This window comes from Anabaena lutea FACHB-196, assembly GCF_014698305.1.
Lineage (GTDB): Bacteria > Cyanobacteriota > Cyanobacteriia > Cyanobacteriales > Nostocaceae > Anabaena > Anabaena lutea.
The window spans coordinates 86,068-102,985 of the sequence record NZ_JACJST010000002.1 but is presented as its reverse complement, the minus strand read 5'-3'; the positions used below and the strand labels follow the sequence as shown (position 1 = coordinate 102,985).

The window sequence follows — 16,918 nt, the reverse complement described above, 5'->3', positions numbered from 1 at the left end:
ATGGAAAATATAGCGTATTTGCACCTAGCTTTTGCCTATGAAGATAGTGAATTCGGTGAATTAGCTTCTCTATTTCACCCAGCAGCTGTACCAGACTGGAAACGTCTTTCTAGCAAAGCTTGGAAGTATATGCTTCCCCTTGTTTTAATTCTCTCTATTTTCAGTGCTGTTGGTAGCGTTGTGGCATTAGAAAAAGGCGATCAAGGTCCTTCTGTCAAAAAACTGCAACAAAAGTTAAACACAGTCGGTTTTTATCAAAATCCCATCACTGAAGTCTATGACTCTCCCACAGAAGATGCTGTCCGACAGTTTCAAAAAGCTGTGGGTTTACCGATGAATGGTGTTGTTGAAGTTAAAACTTGGCAAAAATTAGAAAGTTGGCAAAAAAAGCCTGGGAGTACAAAAACTAAAACTGCTACAGCACCGACGCAAAGAACTACAACCAGTACTCCTCGTTCAGCAACCAACAAGCGCCAAAATCAACTCCTCATTACTAAAGGTGATGAAGGTGAAAATGTGAAAGTTTTACAAGCACGCTTGCGAATTGCTGGTTTTTATTTTGGGAATCCTAGTGGCATATTTGGTCCGATTACCGAAGAAGCTGTCATGAGATTCCAAAAAGCTTATAAATTAAGCTCTGACGGTGTTGTTGGACCAACTACACTAGCTAAACTACCCCCAGTAGATGCAGAAAGTGGGGAAGATACTTCCAAAAAGGAAATTAATCGAGATCAACTCAGTTTAGGCGATCGCGGTGAAGCCGTCAGAATTCTCCAAGAACAATTAATCAAAGCCGGATATCTAGACGGACCGCCCAATGGTTACTATGGTTCCTACACAGCAAATGCTGTTAGTCGCTTTCAAAAAAATCATCACTTAGAAGCCAACAGCATTGCTGGAACTACTACTCGCTCTAAGTTACATAACTTAGTCAAAACTTCACCCAAAAGCGATTTTAGTGTCTTGCAAGTTCAAATACGACTACAGGAGAAAGGTATCTATAAAGGCCCAATCAACGGCATCATGACAGAAGACACCAAAAAAGCAATCAAACGCGCCCAAGAGTTCTATGGCGTTAGCCCCGGTGATATCATCAGTGGCAACTTCTAGCACAGTACGGCAGAAATAGCTGTTCCAGTTACAAAAAGTTAAAAAGCTGATGAAACAAACTTTATTTCCTCCAGTAAGACTGCCTCATTCCCATTCGATTCGCTTAAACTAACTAGCTGTTAACTCCCACTAACTGATTATATTGTGTCTGCTTGAATACTTATAATTAGGCGGACACGGAGATGGGGAGGTTTTTTGTCTAGTTATCCCACCTCAGTGCTAAAGCGGCATTAATGCCCTTTGGCATTTAGGACAGACTGCATGAATGGTCAGTTGACAGTCAAGTAGGTGAAACCCTTCTTTTTGGGCTGTTTTTGTGCCAATTTTTAAAATTGACTCGTTTTTGAACTCAATAGTAGCGTTGCACTTGACACAAATGAGGTGATGGTGATGATGGGGGTAGGGCTGGTTAAGTTCATAATGTTTATGCCCTTCACCCAGTTCTAGTTCCCGTAAAATCCCCATTCTCGCCATCAACTTCAAAGTCCGATAGATAGTTGATAGACTTATACCTTCACCGTCAGTTTCTAAGCGATGATAAAGATCCTCGGCGCTTAAATGTTCACCTTGCGGAAGTTCTTGGAAAATGTGTAGAATTGTTTCTCGCTGTGGAGTTAAACGCCAGCCTCGGTCGTTTAGTTCTGCCTTGAGTGAACCAGTTGTGTAGACAGTCATACTAAATTTTCTCAACAAAGCCTGTTAATTGAGAATATAGCAAATTTTAGGCTGGATTTGCAACAATCACAACTTATTGATAATATTTGCTATTTGCTCAGTTGTCCGGTGACAATCTCAAATCTCAAGGTTAAAATTTGATAATGATAGCCGTTGCTAGTTAGCTTATTGATATAAGCCGGCAATAAAAACCATATACCAAAAGACTTTCCAGCCTGTTCGTAGTTAAAAGTTGCCTGCTCTAGTAGGAAATTGCCAAAATTTACTTAAATCCAGAAAGGTAGCAAAAGCTGATGTCACCAGCTTTTCACCTTCTGTATTCGGTCTTAAGTTAGAGACTCTAAATAGTCGCGGATCAGGTTACGGCGTTTGGGTTGGCGTAACTTCTGCAAAGCCTTGGATTCAATTTGCCGTACACGTTCTCTGGATAAGTCAAGGGCGCGGCCAATTTCAGCTAATGAGTAAGAATGACCATCGGATAAACCAAAGCGCATGAGGATGACATCACGCTCACGACTAGTTAAATCTTCTAGTAGATTTTGCAAATCTTTTTGTAAAGACTCTCGCATCAACATCTCTTCTGGAGTAACACTATCCGTCTCCAGCAATTCACCCAACTCAGTATCTTTATCTTTGCCGACTTTGGTTTCTAAAGAAACAGAGCGAGGTACACGCAACAAAACTTCCCTGACTTGGGCAGGGGTCATATCTAATTCAATTGCTAAGTCTTCTAAGGTAGGAGTGCGACCTTTTTCTTGAGCAATTTTACGTTGGGCTTTTTTAATTTTGTTAAGTTTCTCTGTAATATGAACAGGTAAGCGGATTGTGCGGCTAGAAGTGGCGATCGCTCTGGTAATTCCCTGCCGAATCCACCAATAAGCATAGGTACTAAAACGATAACCCTTGGTGGGGTCAAATTTTTCTACGGCTCGCTCTAAACCTAGAGTGCCTTCTTGGACTAAATCCAACAATTCTAAGCCACGATTTTGATACTTCTTGGCCACAGAAACCACGAGGCGCAGATTGGCCTTAATCATATGTTCTTTGGCTTGGAGTCCTTGGGACTGAACTTTTTCTAGTTCTTCCACCGTCAACTTAGCAATTTCTGCCCAGCGGCGTTTACCTTCTGATAAAGTCGGCTTGAGATCTGCTAAGTTCACACCAGCAGTAGTAGCCCACCTTTCTAAAGACGGCCGATGTCCCAATTCAGATGCTAACCGCTCCTGAACTTCGATTAACCGAAGATAGGGGGCAATTACAGTATCACCTTCCTTAGCAGCGTTAGCAAGCACTATTCGTATCCGCAAATATCGCTGTACTTTTTGGGCTTCTGCAACTTCTTCATCTCGGCCTAATAACCGCACTTGACCAATTTCTTGAAGATATAGACGTACTAAGTCTGTACTCCGACGGTTGTTGTTAGCAGCATGATGAGAATCAACAGCAGCTATTTCCAGATCTTGTAGATCATCTAGCGACAAATTGCTGTCATCAATAGTTAGATCAGAGTCTAATGTGGGTCTAGACTTTTGGGAATCGTAGGCGGCATCTGTGTAAAAAGATGTTGCTGGCATAATGTCTTAATTGCTCCAGGTAACAATAGATTACGGTCAGCTAAAATTACGGTCAGCTAATCAACTGTTGCTATTGTTCCCGTAATTCACGATGAACTAACATTGTTGATTTTTACAGTACAATTTTTTGCTAATTTTTGTACTAGTTATTTTTGTTACATTTTACTTGATCGGCAACTATAGTTTTTTGATTTAACCAATAGCTATTTTGAGCTACAGCTATTACAGCGCCGCGTCAATCAGTCACTCATTTGAAATGTCTAAAGCCTTGGCAGAACAGTAATTAAGAATTACGAATTCCACAAAGCGGTACTAGGCTGTAAGTTATGAATTACTGAGTTAACATTATATTTCCAAGCCAAATAAACTGTTATTTTTATAACCCGGTATAAACATATTCCTAGTAATTTTGCTGTTTATAAAGTACATAGTTATATTTACACGACTAGGGAGGTAATTTCCTGACGATTTAACACTTTTTTTAGTGATTATTTGGTCATGGGTCGAGATGAGTTACGAAATAATGCTGATAGAGCAGCTAGGCACGAGCCATAACTCTATTGGTTATATTCTGGCTTGATATCTCGTAACATTAGTTCATCCAGTGCTTCTTGAGGTGTCACCTCAGCCTCAAGTAACCGATAAACTTGTTCAGTAATAGGGATAGGGATATTTTGCTGCTGGGATATTTGCATCAAAACCCGGCAAGTGTTCACTCCTTCAGCGGTTCCTGGTAAAGCGGCGAGAATTTCTATGAGCGTTTTGCCACTAGCTAGCTGGTATCCAACTTGGTAATTGCGACTTAAAGGGCTATTGCAGGTGGCTAACAAATCCCCTAGACCCGATAAACCGTAAAATGTTTCCGTCTTTGCACCAAAGATGTTACCAATGCGAACCATTTCTGTCAAGCCACGAGTGACTAAAGCCGCTTTAGCATTGGTTCCTAGGTGCAGTCCATCACATACCCCAGCCGCGATCGCTATGACATTCTTGATTGTACCCCCCAGTTCTACACCCACGGGGTCAGGATTCGTATACACTCGAAACCGATTGGAAGAAAATACTAGCTGCACCATTTGGGCAGCAGCCATATTTTTGCTGGCTACTACTGTTGCAGCTGGTAATTCCTGTTCGATCTCTTGAGATAAATTTGGACCAGACAGGACAACTATTGGATGATGAGGAAATTCTGTTTGCCAAATTTGCGACGGTGTGCTGGTAGTTTGCGGTTCTAGTCCCTTTGTGGCTGTGACAAAAATTGTCTCTGGAGATAAGGGGAAAGACTTGACTAAGGCAGCTACACTGCTAACTCCTTTCATGGAGATAGCAGATAGGATTATTTCGGCATCTGATAACACTGTTTCGAGAGTCTGGGAACCCTGACGCGACCACAAGCACACTTGATGACCGTTTATCTGTGCCAAATTTGCTAAGGCTGTACCCCAAGCACCAGCACCCAGAATAACAACAGATTTTGGATTTTCGATTTTCGATTTTCGATTAGTCATTACTCAAATCAAGTTGCTGTGATTGGGAATTGGGGATTTTTTCCGCGTCCCCATGTCCCCGCGTCCCATTTTCTATCGGGGATAGCGTTCTATTAATTCCCTAACCTGCTCTGCATGATATGAGCTTCTTGTCAATGGCGAAGAAACAATTTGTAAAAAACCTAGTTCTTCCCCGTATGCTTTCCAATCTGCAAATTTTTCTGGAGTAATAAAATCTGATATTTGCAAATGTTTTTGACTAGGTTGGAGATATTGCCCAATTGTCAAAATATCACAATTCACCGCTCGCAAATCTTGCATGACTTGGCGAATTTCAGCATCAGTTTCACCTAAGCCCACCATAATACCGGATTTGGTATAGGTGCTGGGAGAAATTTGGTGCGTTCGCTTTAATAATTCTATGGTTCGCTCATAATTACCTTGAGGACGTACCCGACGATACAAGCGTGGTATCGTTTCTGTGTTGTGGTTGAGTACCTCTGGTGCAGCTTTCAGAATGATTTCCAGTGCATCCCAATTTCCGCATAAATCAGGAATCAGCACCTCAATCGTAGTATTGGGCGAGACGCTACGAACTGCGGTAATACACTGTACAAACTGAGATGCACCACCATCCACCAAATCATCCCGATTGACAGAAGTAATCACCACATGATTAAGTTGCATTCGCCGTACAGCTTCGGCCAGTCGCGTCGGCTCGGTAGGATCTAATGGTTGAGGTTTTTTCTCAAAATCAATATCGCAATAAGGACAAGCCCTGGTACAAGCTGGCCCCATAATCAAAAATGTAGCAGTACCAGCCTTAAAGCACTCACCAATATTCGGACAGGACGCTTCCTCACAAACCGTATTGAGGGCTAAATCCCGCAAAATTTCTTTAACGTTACCAACGCGCTCCCACTGAGGCGCTTTTACCCGCAACCAGTCTGGTTTTACAGTCACAATCCACTCTTACCACTGAAGTTCTACACATCTAATCCTAGCAAGCAAAGACCTCTGTGAAAGATAGAAGATTTGTGATTTTTTGGTGATTGTGGTATACTGTTTTTACTCTGTCATATTTATAGCGGGATGTGGCGCAGCTTGGTAGCGCACTTCGTTCGGGACGAAGGGGCCGCTGGTTCGAATCCAGTCATCCCGATTTTTGATGTAGAACAATAAATTATTTGACCGCGTTTTTAAACTCTAAGAATTCACAATCACATTTAATGAATAATTATTCTGTGATGATTTGTAATCGCTTCAACATAAATTCAATAATTACTAAATATAGTCATTGAAGCCTGGAATTATTTTGGCATTTTCTGGTAATTTCGCATCTCGTTGTCCCTGAGAACGTGCATTAGCAGTAAATAAACCAATAGGAGTATCTAATAAGTCAACAACACCAGCTTTACCAATAACATTTTTAATAATTGCTGTTGGTAATTCTTTCACTAACCAACGTAAGACGCGATAACGATATTCTCCTGGTGTCATCTCTCGCATTAAATCTACACCATGCAATTCATGTAAATAACGATTAGAACGTCCATAACGTCGCCATTGACTGGCTAATTCTTTCATTGTCACTCGGTGACGGTGCTGAACAATAGCATTTGGCACAAATTCTAATTTCCCCAAATTACCTTTGAGAATGCGCCAACAAATATCTGCATCTCCCCCTGTGCTAAGATAGGGACGAAATAATCCTGTAGTCTGAAAGATGCTACGACGAATTGCTAAATTTGCAGTTTGTCCATAGGGGCAAAATTTATGAGCAAGGGTATGTTTTTGGGATAAAGTTTCCTGTTTATCTGCGAATTTTTCCAGGATGTTTTTTCCTGGCAATGCCTCAATTTCACCAACGACAATTACTACGTCTGTGTTAATAATAAAAGGCTGAATTAATGTGTTTAGCCATTGGGGTTGAGGACGACAATCAGCATCGGTAAAAGCGATAATTTCACCAGTGGCGGCTTTAATACCTGTATTGCGAGCAGCGTAGGAACTTTGAATATTATTTTCACTTAAGGGACGGATAGTAATGGGGGAATTTTCAGCGGTTGTGTTGAGAATGGAGAGAGTGCGATCGCTACTGTTATTATCTATAAGTAAATACTCTACCCTGTCTTGGGGATAAGTTTGCCCTAAAAGACAACTCATTAAATCTGGTAACTCTGCTTCACCATTATAAATAGGAATCACCACCGAAACTTTGGGGAGAAAGCTTTGAGAGGTATTTGCATCAACTGGCTGATTATTCATAATCTGAAATTATCTGACTGATACCATTTTAGATTTTGGATTTTGGATTTTGGATTGTAAAAAACTTAGTGCTATCTTTCTATCTTAGAATTTACGCGTATTAGATTTATAAATCTATATCAGTATGTATCTATAAAAATCTATATTTGGTTGTTTTCAAAATCTAGAATTCCTAATGAAATCCCACCCTTGATTCTAAGAGTGGGAGCAAATTAATCACAAAAATACATGAACACCTGGTCACAAAGCTTAAAATTTCAAGTCTTCAGCACGACTACTCAGAGGTTGTGAGTTAGGAACTGTCACAGGTTGAGCAAATTTGCTATTAGAGAGAGCAGCAATAGCACGGGCATACTGAGGATCACTCTGAGTCCCGATTAAATCTGGATTAGAAGCCAATTGACGCTCTTGTGCTTCTGTCAACTCTAGTTTGATATCGGGAGTAATTCCCTTATGGTTGATATCTGTGCCTTTGGGGGTGTAATAGTGGGCAATAGTGACGGCTAATCCTGAACCATCTGCTAGTTCATGCACTGATTGGACTAAGGCTTTACCAAAAGTTTGACTACCTACAACTACTGCGCGTTTGTTATCCTTGAGTGCGCCAGTCAAAATCTCACTCGCACTAGCGGAGTTACCATCAACTAAAACTGCCAAGGGACGATTCGTTAAAGCTGTGCGATTGGCTTTTGTTTCTTCACTACTGCCTACACGGTCTACAGTCTTGACAATTCCACCATTGTCATACCACATCCGCGCAATTTCTATGCTCGCTTGCAGTAAACCTCCTGGATTTCCTCGCAAATCTAAAACATAGGAATCAGCTTTTTGATTGTCCAAGTTGCGAATAGCCCGTCGCATTTGATCAGCTGCGTGGGCGCTAAATTCTCTTAAGCGAATATAGCCAATCCGACGACCACCTTCTTGCTTGAGGGTATAACGGACTGTGGGGACTTCAATTGTTGCCCTTGTCAGTTTCAAATCAAAGGCATTTTTTCCGGTTCTTCCCAGTTTCAAGGTGACGAGGCTACCGACTTTACCGCGAATAAGACTAGAGGCATCATCTACTTTCATTTTGAGAGTAGGTTTACCGTCAATTGCCAAAATCTCATCACCGGCTTGAATACCTGCTTTGAGGGCGGGGGAATTTTCGATAGCTTCGATGACAGTTAAACGCTTGGTTTTTTCATTTATTTCCATGCGAATGCCAATTCCGGAAACTTCCCCAGATGTTTGGCTGGTTAGGGTTTCAAACTGTTTAGGGTCCATAAACCTTGTGTATGGATCTCCCAATTTTTGTAGGGCTTCGCGGATAGCTACATAAGCTTGTTCGTTAGAAGTATAGTTTTTGCTTAACAGGCTCTGCCTGGTTGCTTGCCAATCTTGTTGATTAAATTTACCATCAACATATTCACGATTCACAAGTTGCCATACTTGGTCAACTAACGCTTTGGGACTATCTTGTAAAGCAGCGTGAACGGAGCGAGTCCAAGCTTGACCAAATACAGATAAAGTAGCAGTTGTAGCGATCGCTCCACCAATTAAGGCTGCTTGGAGCGGTGAGTGACGTTTCGCAGATTGGTTCATGTATGAGAATAGTTGTATTGTTGACAGTTTAACAATCAGGCTTTCCTGAGATTTTCAAGTTTTTATACCCTCAATTTCAGCTATGCTTAATTCATCATTTTTTCCTTTTTAAATGATGTGGATATCACTGTCTATGTTATTAGCAATAATCGCTTGTTATTTTCTGTTTTACAGTAAAAATAAACACAGCACTCTTGTGACACGTGTCACTGCTTCATCTTTACACCCTAAATTCTTTTACTAAGATAGCACTTTGTTGACTTGATGGCAGAATTTTTCAATATTAGATAATAAAGCTTTAATTTTCTATGTTATGAAGCATAAATTTAACATTAATTTATTAATTTCCTTAAGGCGTAGATTTAGGAAATTCTGGAGTTTGTCAAAATACATTGTTTTGGCTTTGTGTTTTATCCTCATTAGTTGGCTAACTTTCACCACTATAACCTTAATTTCGGCTTCCTCACAGCAGGTAGATGCCTTATTTGTGCTAGGAGGCAGCATTCGCAGGGAAATTTATGTAGCCCAACTAGCAAAACAATACCCACAAACCCCAATTTTAATTTCTCATGGTTCCCCAGAACCCTGTATTTGGCTAATTTTTCAGCGAGAAGCAGCCGATTTGCAACATATCTGGTTAGAGAATTGCGCTAATTCTACCTTTGAAAATTTTTGTTATGGAATACCAATTTTGCGGGGTTGGGGTGTGCGTAAGGTAAAATTAATTACTTCAGGAACTCATGTATTCCGAGCTAAGTTGATGGCACAAATCATCTTAAGCGCTCATGGTATCTGGGTAGAGCCTGATGTTGTTAAGGAAAAAGGTATTCCAGGTAATCATGAATCTTGGCTAAAAACTTTCTTAGACGTTATCCGCAGCTTATTGTGGGCGATTTTAAGTCAAATCATTCAGCCCCAATGTTCGCAAATTACAAAACTGGTTGATGTCGATATGCAAGCTTGGGAACAGAGAGGTTTTCAGTGTGAATATCAGGGGGGAATAATTAACAGGATTAAAAATTAAAAATTAAAAATATAGTCAATATGGTTGTGTCATGAGTTAGTTTTGACTTGCGTATCTTTGCGGTTAATGCCTTTGCATAGAAAAAGTATAAAACGACCTTTTGTCAAACCTTTCAAAACTTAAAACTTTTGGAAGCAATACCATGTAAACAAATATTACTGTATATCCTAAATAGGTATTTAGCTCTTTTGCGTAACTCCCTCAAAGAGTATGGAAATTTTATCTAATACCGTAGCGTTATCACGGTTGCAATTTGCATTTACGGCGTTTTTTCACATGATTTGGCCTGTATTAACTACAGGTATGTCTATCTACTTAATTGTAGTGGAAGGATTATGGTTAAAAACCAAAAATCCTACTTATTATCATCATGCTCGTTTTTGGTCAAAACTGTATTTATGTAGGAATTATAATCATTATTACATAAATGGTAAAAATTGCGATCGCATCTGGAGAAGGTTCCAAGCTATAGTTCGCATATATGCTAAATTAAGCGCATATAATAAAAATCTACTTTCAAGTCAAATAAAGACTTATAGCAATTTTATGTGAGGCTGCATAGAATCATGAAATCCATTAATTCATTCATATTTATCCGCGTTTGTCTGCGGTCAATTATTCTAGAAATCCTATTCTATGCAACTTCATCCTAATTTGGTATTACAGCAGTTCTTAGATGACTGGAATAGTGAGTCTATAACCTTCCTTGGGTACTCACTTTTGGATGCTCAAAATAGCCATATACTACCTGAGAAACTTGACGAATAAAATCTTTTGCTCTAGCATCATGATTCGGTCTTCGCACGAAAATTCCTGCCAAATAACGCTTACCTGATGGCGTTTCAATGATACCTGCATCTCCTAATATAAACCGAAGTGTCCCTGTTTTGTGAGCTATCTTAGCACCAGAACCTAAACCAGAAGGTAACAAACTTCTATTATGACAACTATTCATAATACCTATTACTTGTGATTCACTCGTATCGGAAAGTAACTGATTATTTTCCATTAAAGCTGATAGTTTTACCAAATCTTTAGCGCTGGTTTTATTCGTTCCTTTAAAATCTCCCAGTCGATTTCTCATGACAGTATTTTGCAATCCCCAACTGCGAAATTTTTGATTTAATTTATTAATACCGCCTAAACGATCTATGATCATATTTGTTGCAGTATTGTCGCTAATAGTCATCATCTTAGTTGCAGTTTCTAAGAGACTAAACTTACTTCCTACCCGCGCATACTGCATATTTCCAGAACCACCAACGATATGTTTCCTCCCCATTACCAAAGTTTCATCTAATTGAATTCTTCCAGCATCTACTTCCTGAAATAAAGCAATCAAAATAGGATATTTAATTGTACTAGCTGCTGCAAAAGATTTGTCTCCATTAACGTTTAAATAATCTCCTGTTTCCAAGTCCATAAAGAAGATTCCAGGAGAGAGAAATTTGTAGCGAGCCATTAATTTTTTAATGGGAGTTTGTAGTTCTAAAATTTCTCTTCCCAGAGGAACTATACCCGTGAATTTACTAGTATTTGTTGGCTGGACATTGCTGATGGTATCTGGGGGAATAAATTTAATTTCTGGTAATTGTACAGATAATTTATTTCGACTCCAACTAGTTGGGTTATCAACTTGATTGGTGTTGGTATTTGCCTTAACTGGTGAAGATAACAGAAGAGTACTTGTGATGCTAAATAGGAGTAATGAACGTAGTTTCATGGAGTTTTATGAGGAGAGTATTTAGAGATATTTTCCAAACAAGTAAATAAAATCAGGATTAATTGACACTTGTAATTGTAGAGTGACTAACTTGAGTATCGACATTACAAATCACAACTCCTCTCCCAAATAACATAAATCCCTTCCATGCTGTGTAACCTATTACCAGTAGATTAGTATGAATAAAGCTGTTTTGCCAGTAGCCAAAATTTCCTTGCCAAACACTATTTTCCGGTCGCATTTGCCTGCCCCTATAAAACTCTAATCTAGATAAATCCAGTGATTAATTAACAACAACTGACGTTTAAATTTGCCCACTTATTGAGTGGGGGAATTTTTGCTAAAATACCTTTTTTCAAGGCTTCTGGACGTTCTGACCAAGGTAATAAACCATCTGCTTTAGCATAGTAGAGATTTGCACCTTCTAATATTGCAGATGTACTTCCATCTACGGGTAAATCACCAAAGAGATAAGTTGATTTTCCCTCTGCGGTAAAAGCAATGACGCAAGAATGACTACAAGCACTCATACATTCAACCCCCTGAATGCAGAATTGATTGTGCAGTTCGCTATTTTGTGCAAGTTCTTGAAGCTGTTGTAGTAGTTGTTCACCTTTACTTTCACCAACCCGCTTCCCGTCTTGCCACTTACCACCACAAGTCGTGCAGACAAATAGAGTATGTTTTTGATTGGGCATTGATTTAGAAATGTGTAAGAATCAGTTATAAACGCAGACATGAGAGTTTTTTACAGTACGGCTAGTGCTATATGTCTAATAGCTGCATTCATGTAAAAAAAGAATAATTAACCACCATGCCATCTTTTCTATTCTTTTCACCAGATATAGCGGTTTGCAGTTGGGTAAAGTACACTTTTAACCTGTTTCCTACAAACAAATAGTGTTTGAAATCATCCCTTCCCAAGCCAAAAATAGGACTGATGTCAATTGAGATATTTTGATTCAATTGAGAACCGCTGTGTCTATTTGAAATTTGGAGAAATCTATTGAAGATAGCCGTAAGCGTCAGTTATATACGCTTCCCGTCTTCTTCGGTGCAAGGTTGCAAGAAATTCAATTGACTATTAACACTCCCAGAGTAATACACAATCTGTAGAGAATCTCTGGAGCGAAACTGATTAATTTTGATAGAAATATTCATGATTTTACTCATCTGTACCACGCAGATGGATGTGAGTTGTTTTACTTTCGGCGGGCATTCTGACTTAGAGACGTAAGTCTCATTACAGCTGCGGGACAGCGCTGGATTTACACCAGACTTTCCCCCTTGCGTTTAATGGTTGTTTTTCATTAAAACCGATATACACATGAAGCTACTATACTTTTTGTCTATTGTCAACAGGCATGGCAGGATAATATTTGTTTATCCTTTTTGTGAAGGGTTTTTTGGGAATAAATTAATCATGATGATGCGGTATTCTATAGAAGAATTGTAGTCAAATTGAGCAGTACTTTGGAGTAAAAAATTTTGGAAAGGACTTGTAAATTTAAATTTATTTGAATCCGTAGCTTGATAGTTGAATGTGAAGATAAATTTCCCAAACGAAATACTCTCCAATATTACACTCTATAACTCTGCACCACTGGGGGCTATGATAATTTCATCGCACACAAATCAGCCAATTCACAAACATTACAACCAGGAGAACGAGCTTTACACACAGCCCGTCCGTGATAAATTAGACGAATTGACCAATTCTCCCAATCTGGTTGGGGTAATAACTTCATTAAATCTTTCTCAATGCCTACAGGTTCAGTGTTTTTTGTTAACCCCAAACGCTGACTCAACCGCTTAACGTGAGTATCTACAGTCACTCCCGCATTGATACCATAAGCATGAGCTAACACCACATTTGCAGTTTTCCGCGCTACTCCTGGAAGTTTTAAAAGTTCTTCCATTTGATTAGGAACCACAGAATTAAAATCATTGACAATCATTCGACACGCGCTTTGAATATTCTTAGCTTTGTTGCGATAAAAACCAGTCGAACGTACCAATTCTTCTAACTCTGCTAAATCAGCATTTGCTAAACTTTCAGCATCAGGAAACTTACTAAATAATGCTGGTGTTACCTTATTCACGCGCTCATCTGTACATTGTGCAGAAAGAATAGTTGCTACTAGCAGTTGTACAGGTGTTGAATAGTCCAAAGAACAAGTCGCATCTGGATAAAGAGACTGGAGACGCGAAAGTATTTCTAAAGCACGTTGTTTTTTAGATAATGATTTAGGAGTCAATCAATTTTAGATTTTGGATTTACGATTTTGAATTTGTTTTCTAGTTTAAACTAGATGGCTATATTTTTTTTAGATTGGGGATTTTTAATGATTTAATCTCATCTCAAATCCTCAATCTAAAATTACGTTATGATTACTGTAACAGTTTTTGCACCCAATCTAACTGGAAGGTTAACTGAGTGGTTTCTTTAACTATCAGGAAAATTCCTAATCCTAAGAGTAACACCAAACCAGTTTGCATTACGCCTTCTTGAATCTTGGTCGGTAAAGGTTTACCAAATAAACCTTCAATGAGCAGGAAAGCCAATTGACCACCATCTAAAGCTGGTAAAGGCAAAATATTGATAACTGCCAAGTTAATGCTAATAATTGCGGCAAAAGAGAATAAATTAGCAATATTATCAGATGCTAATTTTGCCCCAATTTTGACAATATTAACTGGACCTGAAACTTGTCCAACGGTTTGTTGAAAGTTGGTAGCTAACTGTCCAAAACCTTTGACTGTGCCGACGATTAACTGTTCAAACCGATTAGCTGCAAGGGTGAAAATCTCACCAATATTTTGGGGACGACGATAAACTGCTTTACCATTAGGGCCAAGTTCAATCCCAACTAAACCTTTACCATCTGCACCCTGTTGAGGAGTTAATGTCAAGGTTCTTTGTTCGTTTTGATGTTGAACTTTTAGGTTGATTTGCTGATTGGGATGAGTTTGGATTTCTTTGGTTAGCAATAAGGTGGAATTGCTACCAGCAACTAGTTCTTGACCATTAACAGCCAGAATAATGTCTCCTTCTCTAATACCTGCTTGGTAGGAAACAGATTGTTCATTCACAGGTTTGACAATTACACCTGGTTGATATTGGAATTCCTGGGGGATACCGACGATACCAAGTTGCAACGCCAACATCAAATAGGCGAAAATTAAATTGGCGATGACTCCGGCACTAATGACAATGGCTCGATCTAAAACTGGACGGTTCCGCAGCAGATTTGGGTCATTGGGGGGAACTTCACTATCTGGGTCATCATCAGGAAAGCCGACGAAGCCACCCAAGGGGAAAGCGCGGATAGCATATTCCGTTTGTGATCCTTGGTACTTGAAAATCACGGGGCCAAAACCCAGGGAAAAGCGGTTAACGTAAATACCTTGAGAACGAGCGGCTATAAAGTGTCCAGCTTCGTGTACCAAAATCAAAATAGCCAAGACTGCGATCGCTGCTAAAACTGACATAGAGCAAATTAGTCAAAATATTGAAATATATATTCTTATTGTAGTTTGCTTGGCAACGGTCAGACAAACCCTGTTGGCGGTGTTGGTTCTGTTTCAACTTGATTTCAATGTTCTCATGTAGTTATGGTAATCGGATTTTCACGGGTGAGTGGACATTCTTTTTTTCGCGCATTAGCGAAGCGTATCCCTGACGGGAGCCGTAGGCTCTAGTAGGAAGTACGTTAGTTGCAGAGGAAGAGAAGATAGCTTTTTTACCTCACGCAGAGACGCAGAGAACACAGAGGAAGAAGCGATAGGGAAGATGACGGAAGGTAATGCATAACTTTCCAAACGTATCCTATGACAAAGTTACAGGTTTTGATAAACTTCACCATCATTGCGCTTACCAACCCGAAAAATATCAACTAATTTATTATCATCATCAATGGTGTACAAAATTCTGTACTCACCTTGATCCAGACGATAACCACCTTGATAACCTTTTAAAGCTGCATAGTCTTGAGGACGAGGATTACCCTGAAGTGATAGTATTTTAGAAACAACTTGTTTATATTGTTTTGGTTGTAAATCTAATAAGTCTTTTTCCGCAGTTTTCGCAATCCTCAATGTATATCGTTCAGTCATTGGGGCGTTTTGCTATTATTTCTTCTATGGTGGTAAATCCTGTGTTTTCTTCTATTGCAAGTCGCAATTTAGCAGAATCTATTGCATCTTCTATTGCTTCTAGTAGTTTTAAATCTTCAATACTAATTATTGCTACCGCAGGTTTACCATGACGTTGAATTAATATTCTTTCTCCACGATATTCTGCACGGTTCATAATATCTGGAAAGTTAGCACGCGCTTCACTTGCACTGATGACTGACATAGCGCCTCACAACATTTATAGGTTTACATAAGATTATAGACTATTTGTATGTTTTTTGCAATTTGTACAAAAATTAAGTTTTTGAGCGATCGCACTTCTTCAACTCCCAAACAGCGATACCTTTCCTGCGGAACGCTACGCGAACGGTAAGCTACGCATAAATTTCTTATGATTTTTGATGTGATATTTATGTTTATTTATTCCAAGAAATTGACTATGAAAATCAAAGCAATTATTTGGGAAGAAGATGGTGTATGGTGTGGTTCTGTACCAGCTTTACCAGGATGTCATACCTGGGGTGAAAGCTACGAACATTTATTAGAAATGTTGAAAGATGCTGTTCAAGGTTGGTTAGAAGTTGCTAGTCAGCAAGAAGAAATTGAACCACAAAAACAGTTGCTTGAGCTATCTTTATGAAATCGGTTTGGTGGTAAGTCAATCAAAAATATTACAACTAACTAATTTCTATGTTAAATTTAGAAAGGATTACATTTTATCCAAATTGAAAGGCTGAAGTAATATGGAAACGCAAGAAATCCTGCAAGCTTTGCCAAATCTAAGTATAAGCGATCGCTTAAAAATAGCTGAATTAGCTTTGCAATTGGTGACTCAACAAAAAGATTCTCTCACTCAAGATGAAAAAAAAAGTCAATTAGCATTAGCAGCTATGACAGCTATTGAAGATTACGCAAATGATAGTGAATTAATTGTTTTTTCTGATGTAGATGGAGAAGATTTTTATGACTATCCAGATGAAGATTAACAGAATTTGTAAAACTTATGTATAGAGGTGAAGTCTGGTTAGTAAATTTAGATCCCACTGTAGGAACGGAAATTAGTAAAAAACGTCCTTGTATTATAGTTAATGATAATGGAATTGGTATTTTACCTTTAAAGGTGATTGTTCCGGTTACAGATTGGAAAGAAGGATATTCTATCAGACCTTGGATGGTAAAATTAGAGCCAACTACAGAGAATAGTTTGGCAAAAGTTTCTGGTGTTGATACTTTTCAAATTCGTTCTGTTTCGGAAACAAGATTAATCAGGAAATTAGGTCAGCTTTCTGAGTCATAAATGCAGATGATTTCTCAAGCATTAGCTGTGGTGTTA

General features: G+C 39.0%; 18 protein-coding genes, 1 tRNA gene, 1 pseudogene and 1 riboswitch. Of the genes and pseudogenes, 7 read left to right on the top strand and 13 right to left on the bottom strand.

The window, feature by feature from the left end:
• On the top strand, positions 1-1,110 hold the full coding sequence (locus H6G59_RS02740) for a peptidoglycan-binding domain-containing protein (RefSeq protein ID WP_190711643.1): 1,110 nt from the start codon (positions 1-3) through the stop codon (positions 1,108-1,110).
• Positions 1,111-1,329: 219 nt separating this feature from the next.
• Here H6G59_RS02740 and H6G59_RS02735 read toward each other — a convergent pair whose 3' ends face one another.
• From H6G59_RS02735 to lipA, 4 genes are all read right to left on the bottom strand, one after another.
• Positions 1,330-1,785 (bottom strand): Fur family transcriptional regulator, encoded by a 456-nt coding sequence (locus H6G59_RS02735; RefSeq protein ID WP_127054657.1) that lies wholly within the window; start codon positions 1,783-1,785, stop codon positions 1,330-1,332.
• 326 nt (positions 1,786-2,111) lie between these two features.
• Positions 2,112-3,359 carry an RNA polymerase sigma factor SigC gene (gene sigC / locus H6G59_RS02730; protein ID WP_190711642.1) on the bottom strand — a complete coding sequence of 416 codons (1,248 nt, stop codon included), beginning with the start codon at positions 3,357-3,359 and terminating at the stop codon, positions 2,112-2,114.
• A gap of 557 nt (positions 3,360-3,916) precedes the next feature.
• Positions 3,917-4,867, bottom strand: a complete 951-nt coding sequence (locus tag H6G59_RS02725; protein ID WP_190711641.1) for an NAD(P)H-dependent glycerol-3-phosphate dehydrogenase — start codon at positions 4,865-4,867, stop codon at positions 3,917-3,919.
• 72 nt (positions 4,868-4,939) lie between these two features.
• Complete coding sequence (gene lipA, locus H6G59_RS02720; protein WP_190711640.1) at positions 4,940-5,809, bottom strand: lipoyl synthase; 870 nt, start codon at positions 5,807-5,809, stop codon at positions 4,940-4,942.
• Positions 5,810-5,934: 125 nt separating this feature from the next.
• On the opposite strand from lipA, the gene H6G59_RS02715 reads away from it, so the two are divergent.
• Positions 5,935-6,008: transfer RNA gene (locus H6G59_RS02715), tRNA-Pro, on the top strand.
• 122 nt (positions 6,009-6,130) lie between these two features.
• Here H6G59_RS02715 and H6G59_RS02710 read toward each other — a convergent pair.
• Both H6G59_RS02710 and ctpB read right to left on the bottom strand, forming a co-directional pair.
• Complete coding sequence (locus H6G59_RS02710) at positions 6,131-7,114, bottom strand: glycosyltransferase family 2 protein (RefSeq protein WP_190711639.1); 984 nt, start codon at positions 7,112-7,114, stop codon at positions 6,131-6,133.
• Between the two features lie 249 nt (positions 7,115-7,363).
• Positions 7,364-8,701 (bottom strand): carboxyl-terminal processing protease CtpB, encoded by a 1,338-nt coding sequence (gene ctpB, locus H6G59_RS02705; RefSeq protein WP_190711638.1) that lies wholly within the window; start codon positions 8,699-8,701, stop codon positions 7,364-7,366.
• A gap of 313 nt (positions 8,702-9,014) precedes the next feature.
• Between ctpB and H6G59_RS02700 the strand changes: the two genes are divergently transcribed.
• The gene (locus H6G59_RS02700) at positions 9,015-9,725 is read left to right on the top strand and encodes a YdcF family protein (RefSeq protein ID WP_190711637.1); all 711 of its coding nucleotides are present in this window, start codon (positions 9,015-9,017) and stop codon (positions 9,723-9,725) included.
• Positions 9,726-9,935: 210 nt separating this feature from the next.
• A pseudogene (locus H6G59_RS02695) lies at positions 9,936-10,124 on the top strand (cytochrome ubiquinol oxidase subunit I); the annotation flags it as partial.
• A gap of 295 nt (positions 10,125-10,419) precedes the next feature.
• On the opposite strand, the gene H6G59_RS02690 reads toward H6G59_RS02695, so the two are convergent.
• From H6G59_RS02690 to H6G59_RS02660, 7 genes are all read right to left on the bottom strand, one after another.
• A complete protein-coding gene (locus H6G59_RS02690) occupies positions 10,420-11,448 on the bottom strand; it encodes a serine hydrolase (RefSeq protein WP_190711636.1) in 1,029 nt (342 codons plus the stop codon).
• A gap of 58 nt (positions 11,449-11,506) precedes the next feature.
• Entirely contained in the window at positions 11,507-11,689 is a 183-nt protein-coding gene (locus H6G59_RS02685) for a hypothetical protein (protein WP_190711635.1), read from the bottom strand.
• A 46-nt stretch (positions 11,690-11,735) separates the two neighbouring features.
• Positions 11,736-12,146, bottom strand: a complete 411-nt coding sequence (locus H6G59_RS02680) for a DUF1636 family protein (protein ID WP_190711634.1) — start codon at positions 12,144-12,146, stop codon at positions 11,736-11,738.
• A 495-nt stretch (positions 12,147-12,641) separates the two neighbouring features.
• A riboswitch (cobalamin riboswitch) is annotated at positions 12,642-12,784 on the bottom strand.
• Between the two features lie 274 nt (positions 12,785-13,058).
• On the bottom strand, positions 13,059-13,706 hold the full coding sequence (gene nth / locus H6G59_RS02675; protein WP_190711633.1) for an endonuclease III: 648 nt from the start codon (positions 13,704-13,706) through the stop codon (positions 13,059-13,061).
• Between the two features lie 133 nt (positions 13,707-13,839).
• A complete protein-coding gene (gene rseP, locus H6G59_RS02670) occupies positions 13,840-14,940 on the bottom strand; it encodes an RIP metalloprotease RseP (RefSeq protein WP_190711632.1) in 1,101 nt (366 codons plus the stop codon).
• A gap of 348 nt (positions 14,941-15,288) precedes the next feature.
• Positions 15,289-15,564, bottom strand: a complete 276-nt coding sequence (locus tag H6G59_RS02665) for a type II toxin-antitoxin system RelE family toxin (protein ID WP_190711631.1) — start codon at positions 15,562-15,564, stop codon at positions 15,289-15,291.
• The gene (locus H6G59_RS02660; protein WP_190711630.1) at positions 15,557-15,808 is read right to left on the bottom strand and encodes a type II toxin-antitoxin system Phd/YefM family antitoxin; all 252 of its coding nucleotides are present in this window, start codon (positions 15,806-15,808) and stop codon (positions 15,557-15,559) included. The genes H6G59_RS02665 and H6G59_RS02660 overlap by 8 nt, the downstream gene beginning before the upstream one ends.
• A 216-nt stretch (positions 15,809-16,024) precedes the next feature.
• Here H6G59_RS02660 and H6G59_RS02655 point away from each other — a divergent pair, with 216 nt between their 5' ends.
• The 3 genes from H6G59_RS02655 to H6G59_RS02645 all read left to right on the top strand — a co-directional run bounded on the left by H6G59_RS02655 (position 16,025) and on the right by H6G59_RS02645 (position 16,882).
• Positions 16,025-16,225 carry a type II toxin-antitoxin system HicB family antitoxin gene (locus H6G59_RS02655; protein WP_190711629.1) on the top strand — a complete coding sequence of 67 codons (201 nt, stop codon included), beginning with the start codon at positions 16,025-16,027 and terminating at the stop codon, positions 16,223-16,225.
• A gap of 103 nt (positions 16,226-16,328) precedes the next feature.
• A complete protein-coding gene (locus H6G59_RS02650) occupies positions 16,329-16,571 on the top strand; it encodes a hypothetical protein (protein ID WP_190711628.1) in 243 nt (80 codons plus the stop codon).
• Positions 16,572-16,588: 17 nt separating this feature from the next.
• On the top strand, positions 16,589-16,882 hold the full coding sequence (locus H6G59_RS02645; protein WP_190711627.1) for a type II toxin-antitoxin system PemK/MazF family toxin: 294 nt from the start codon (positions 16,589-16,591) through the stop codon (positions 16,880-16,882).
• The last annotated feature ends 36 nt before the right edge of the window (positions 16,883-16,918 follow it).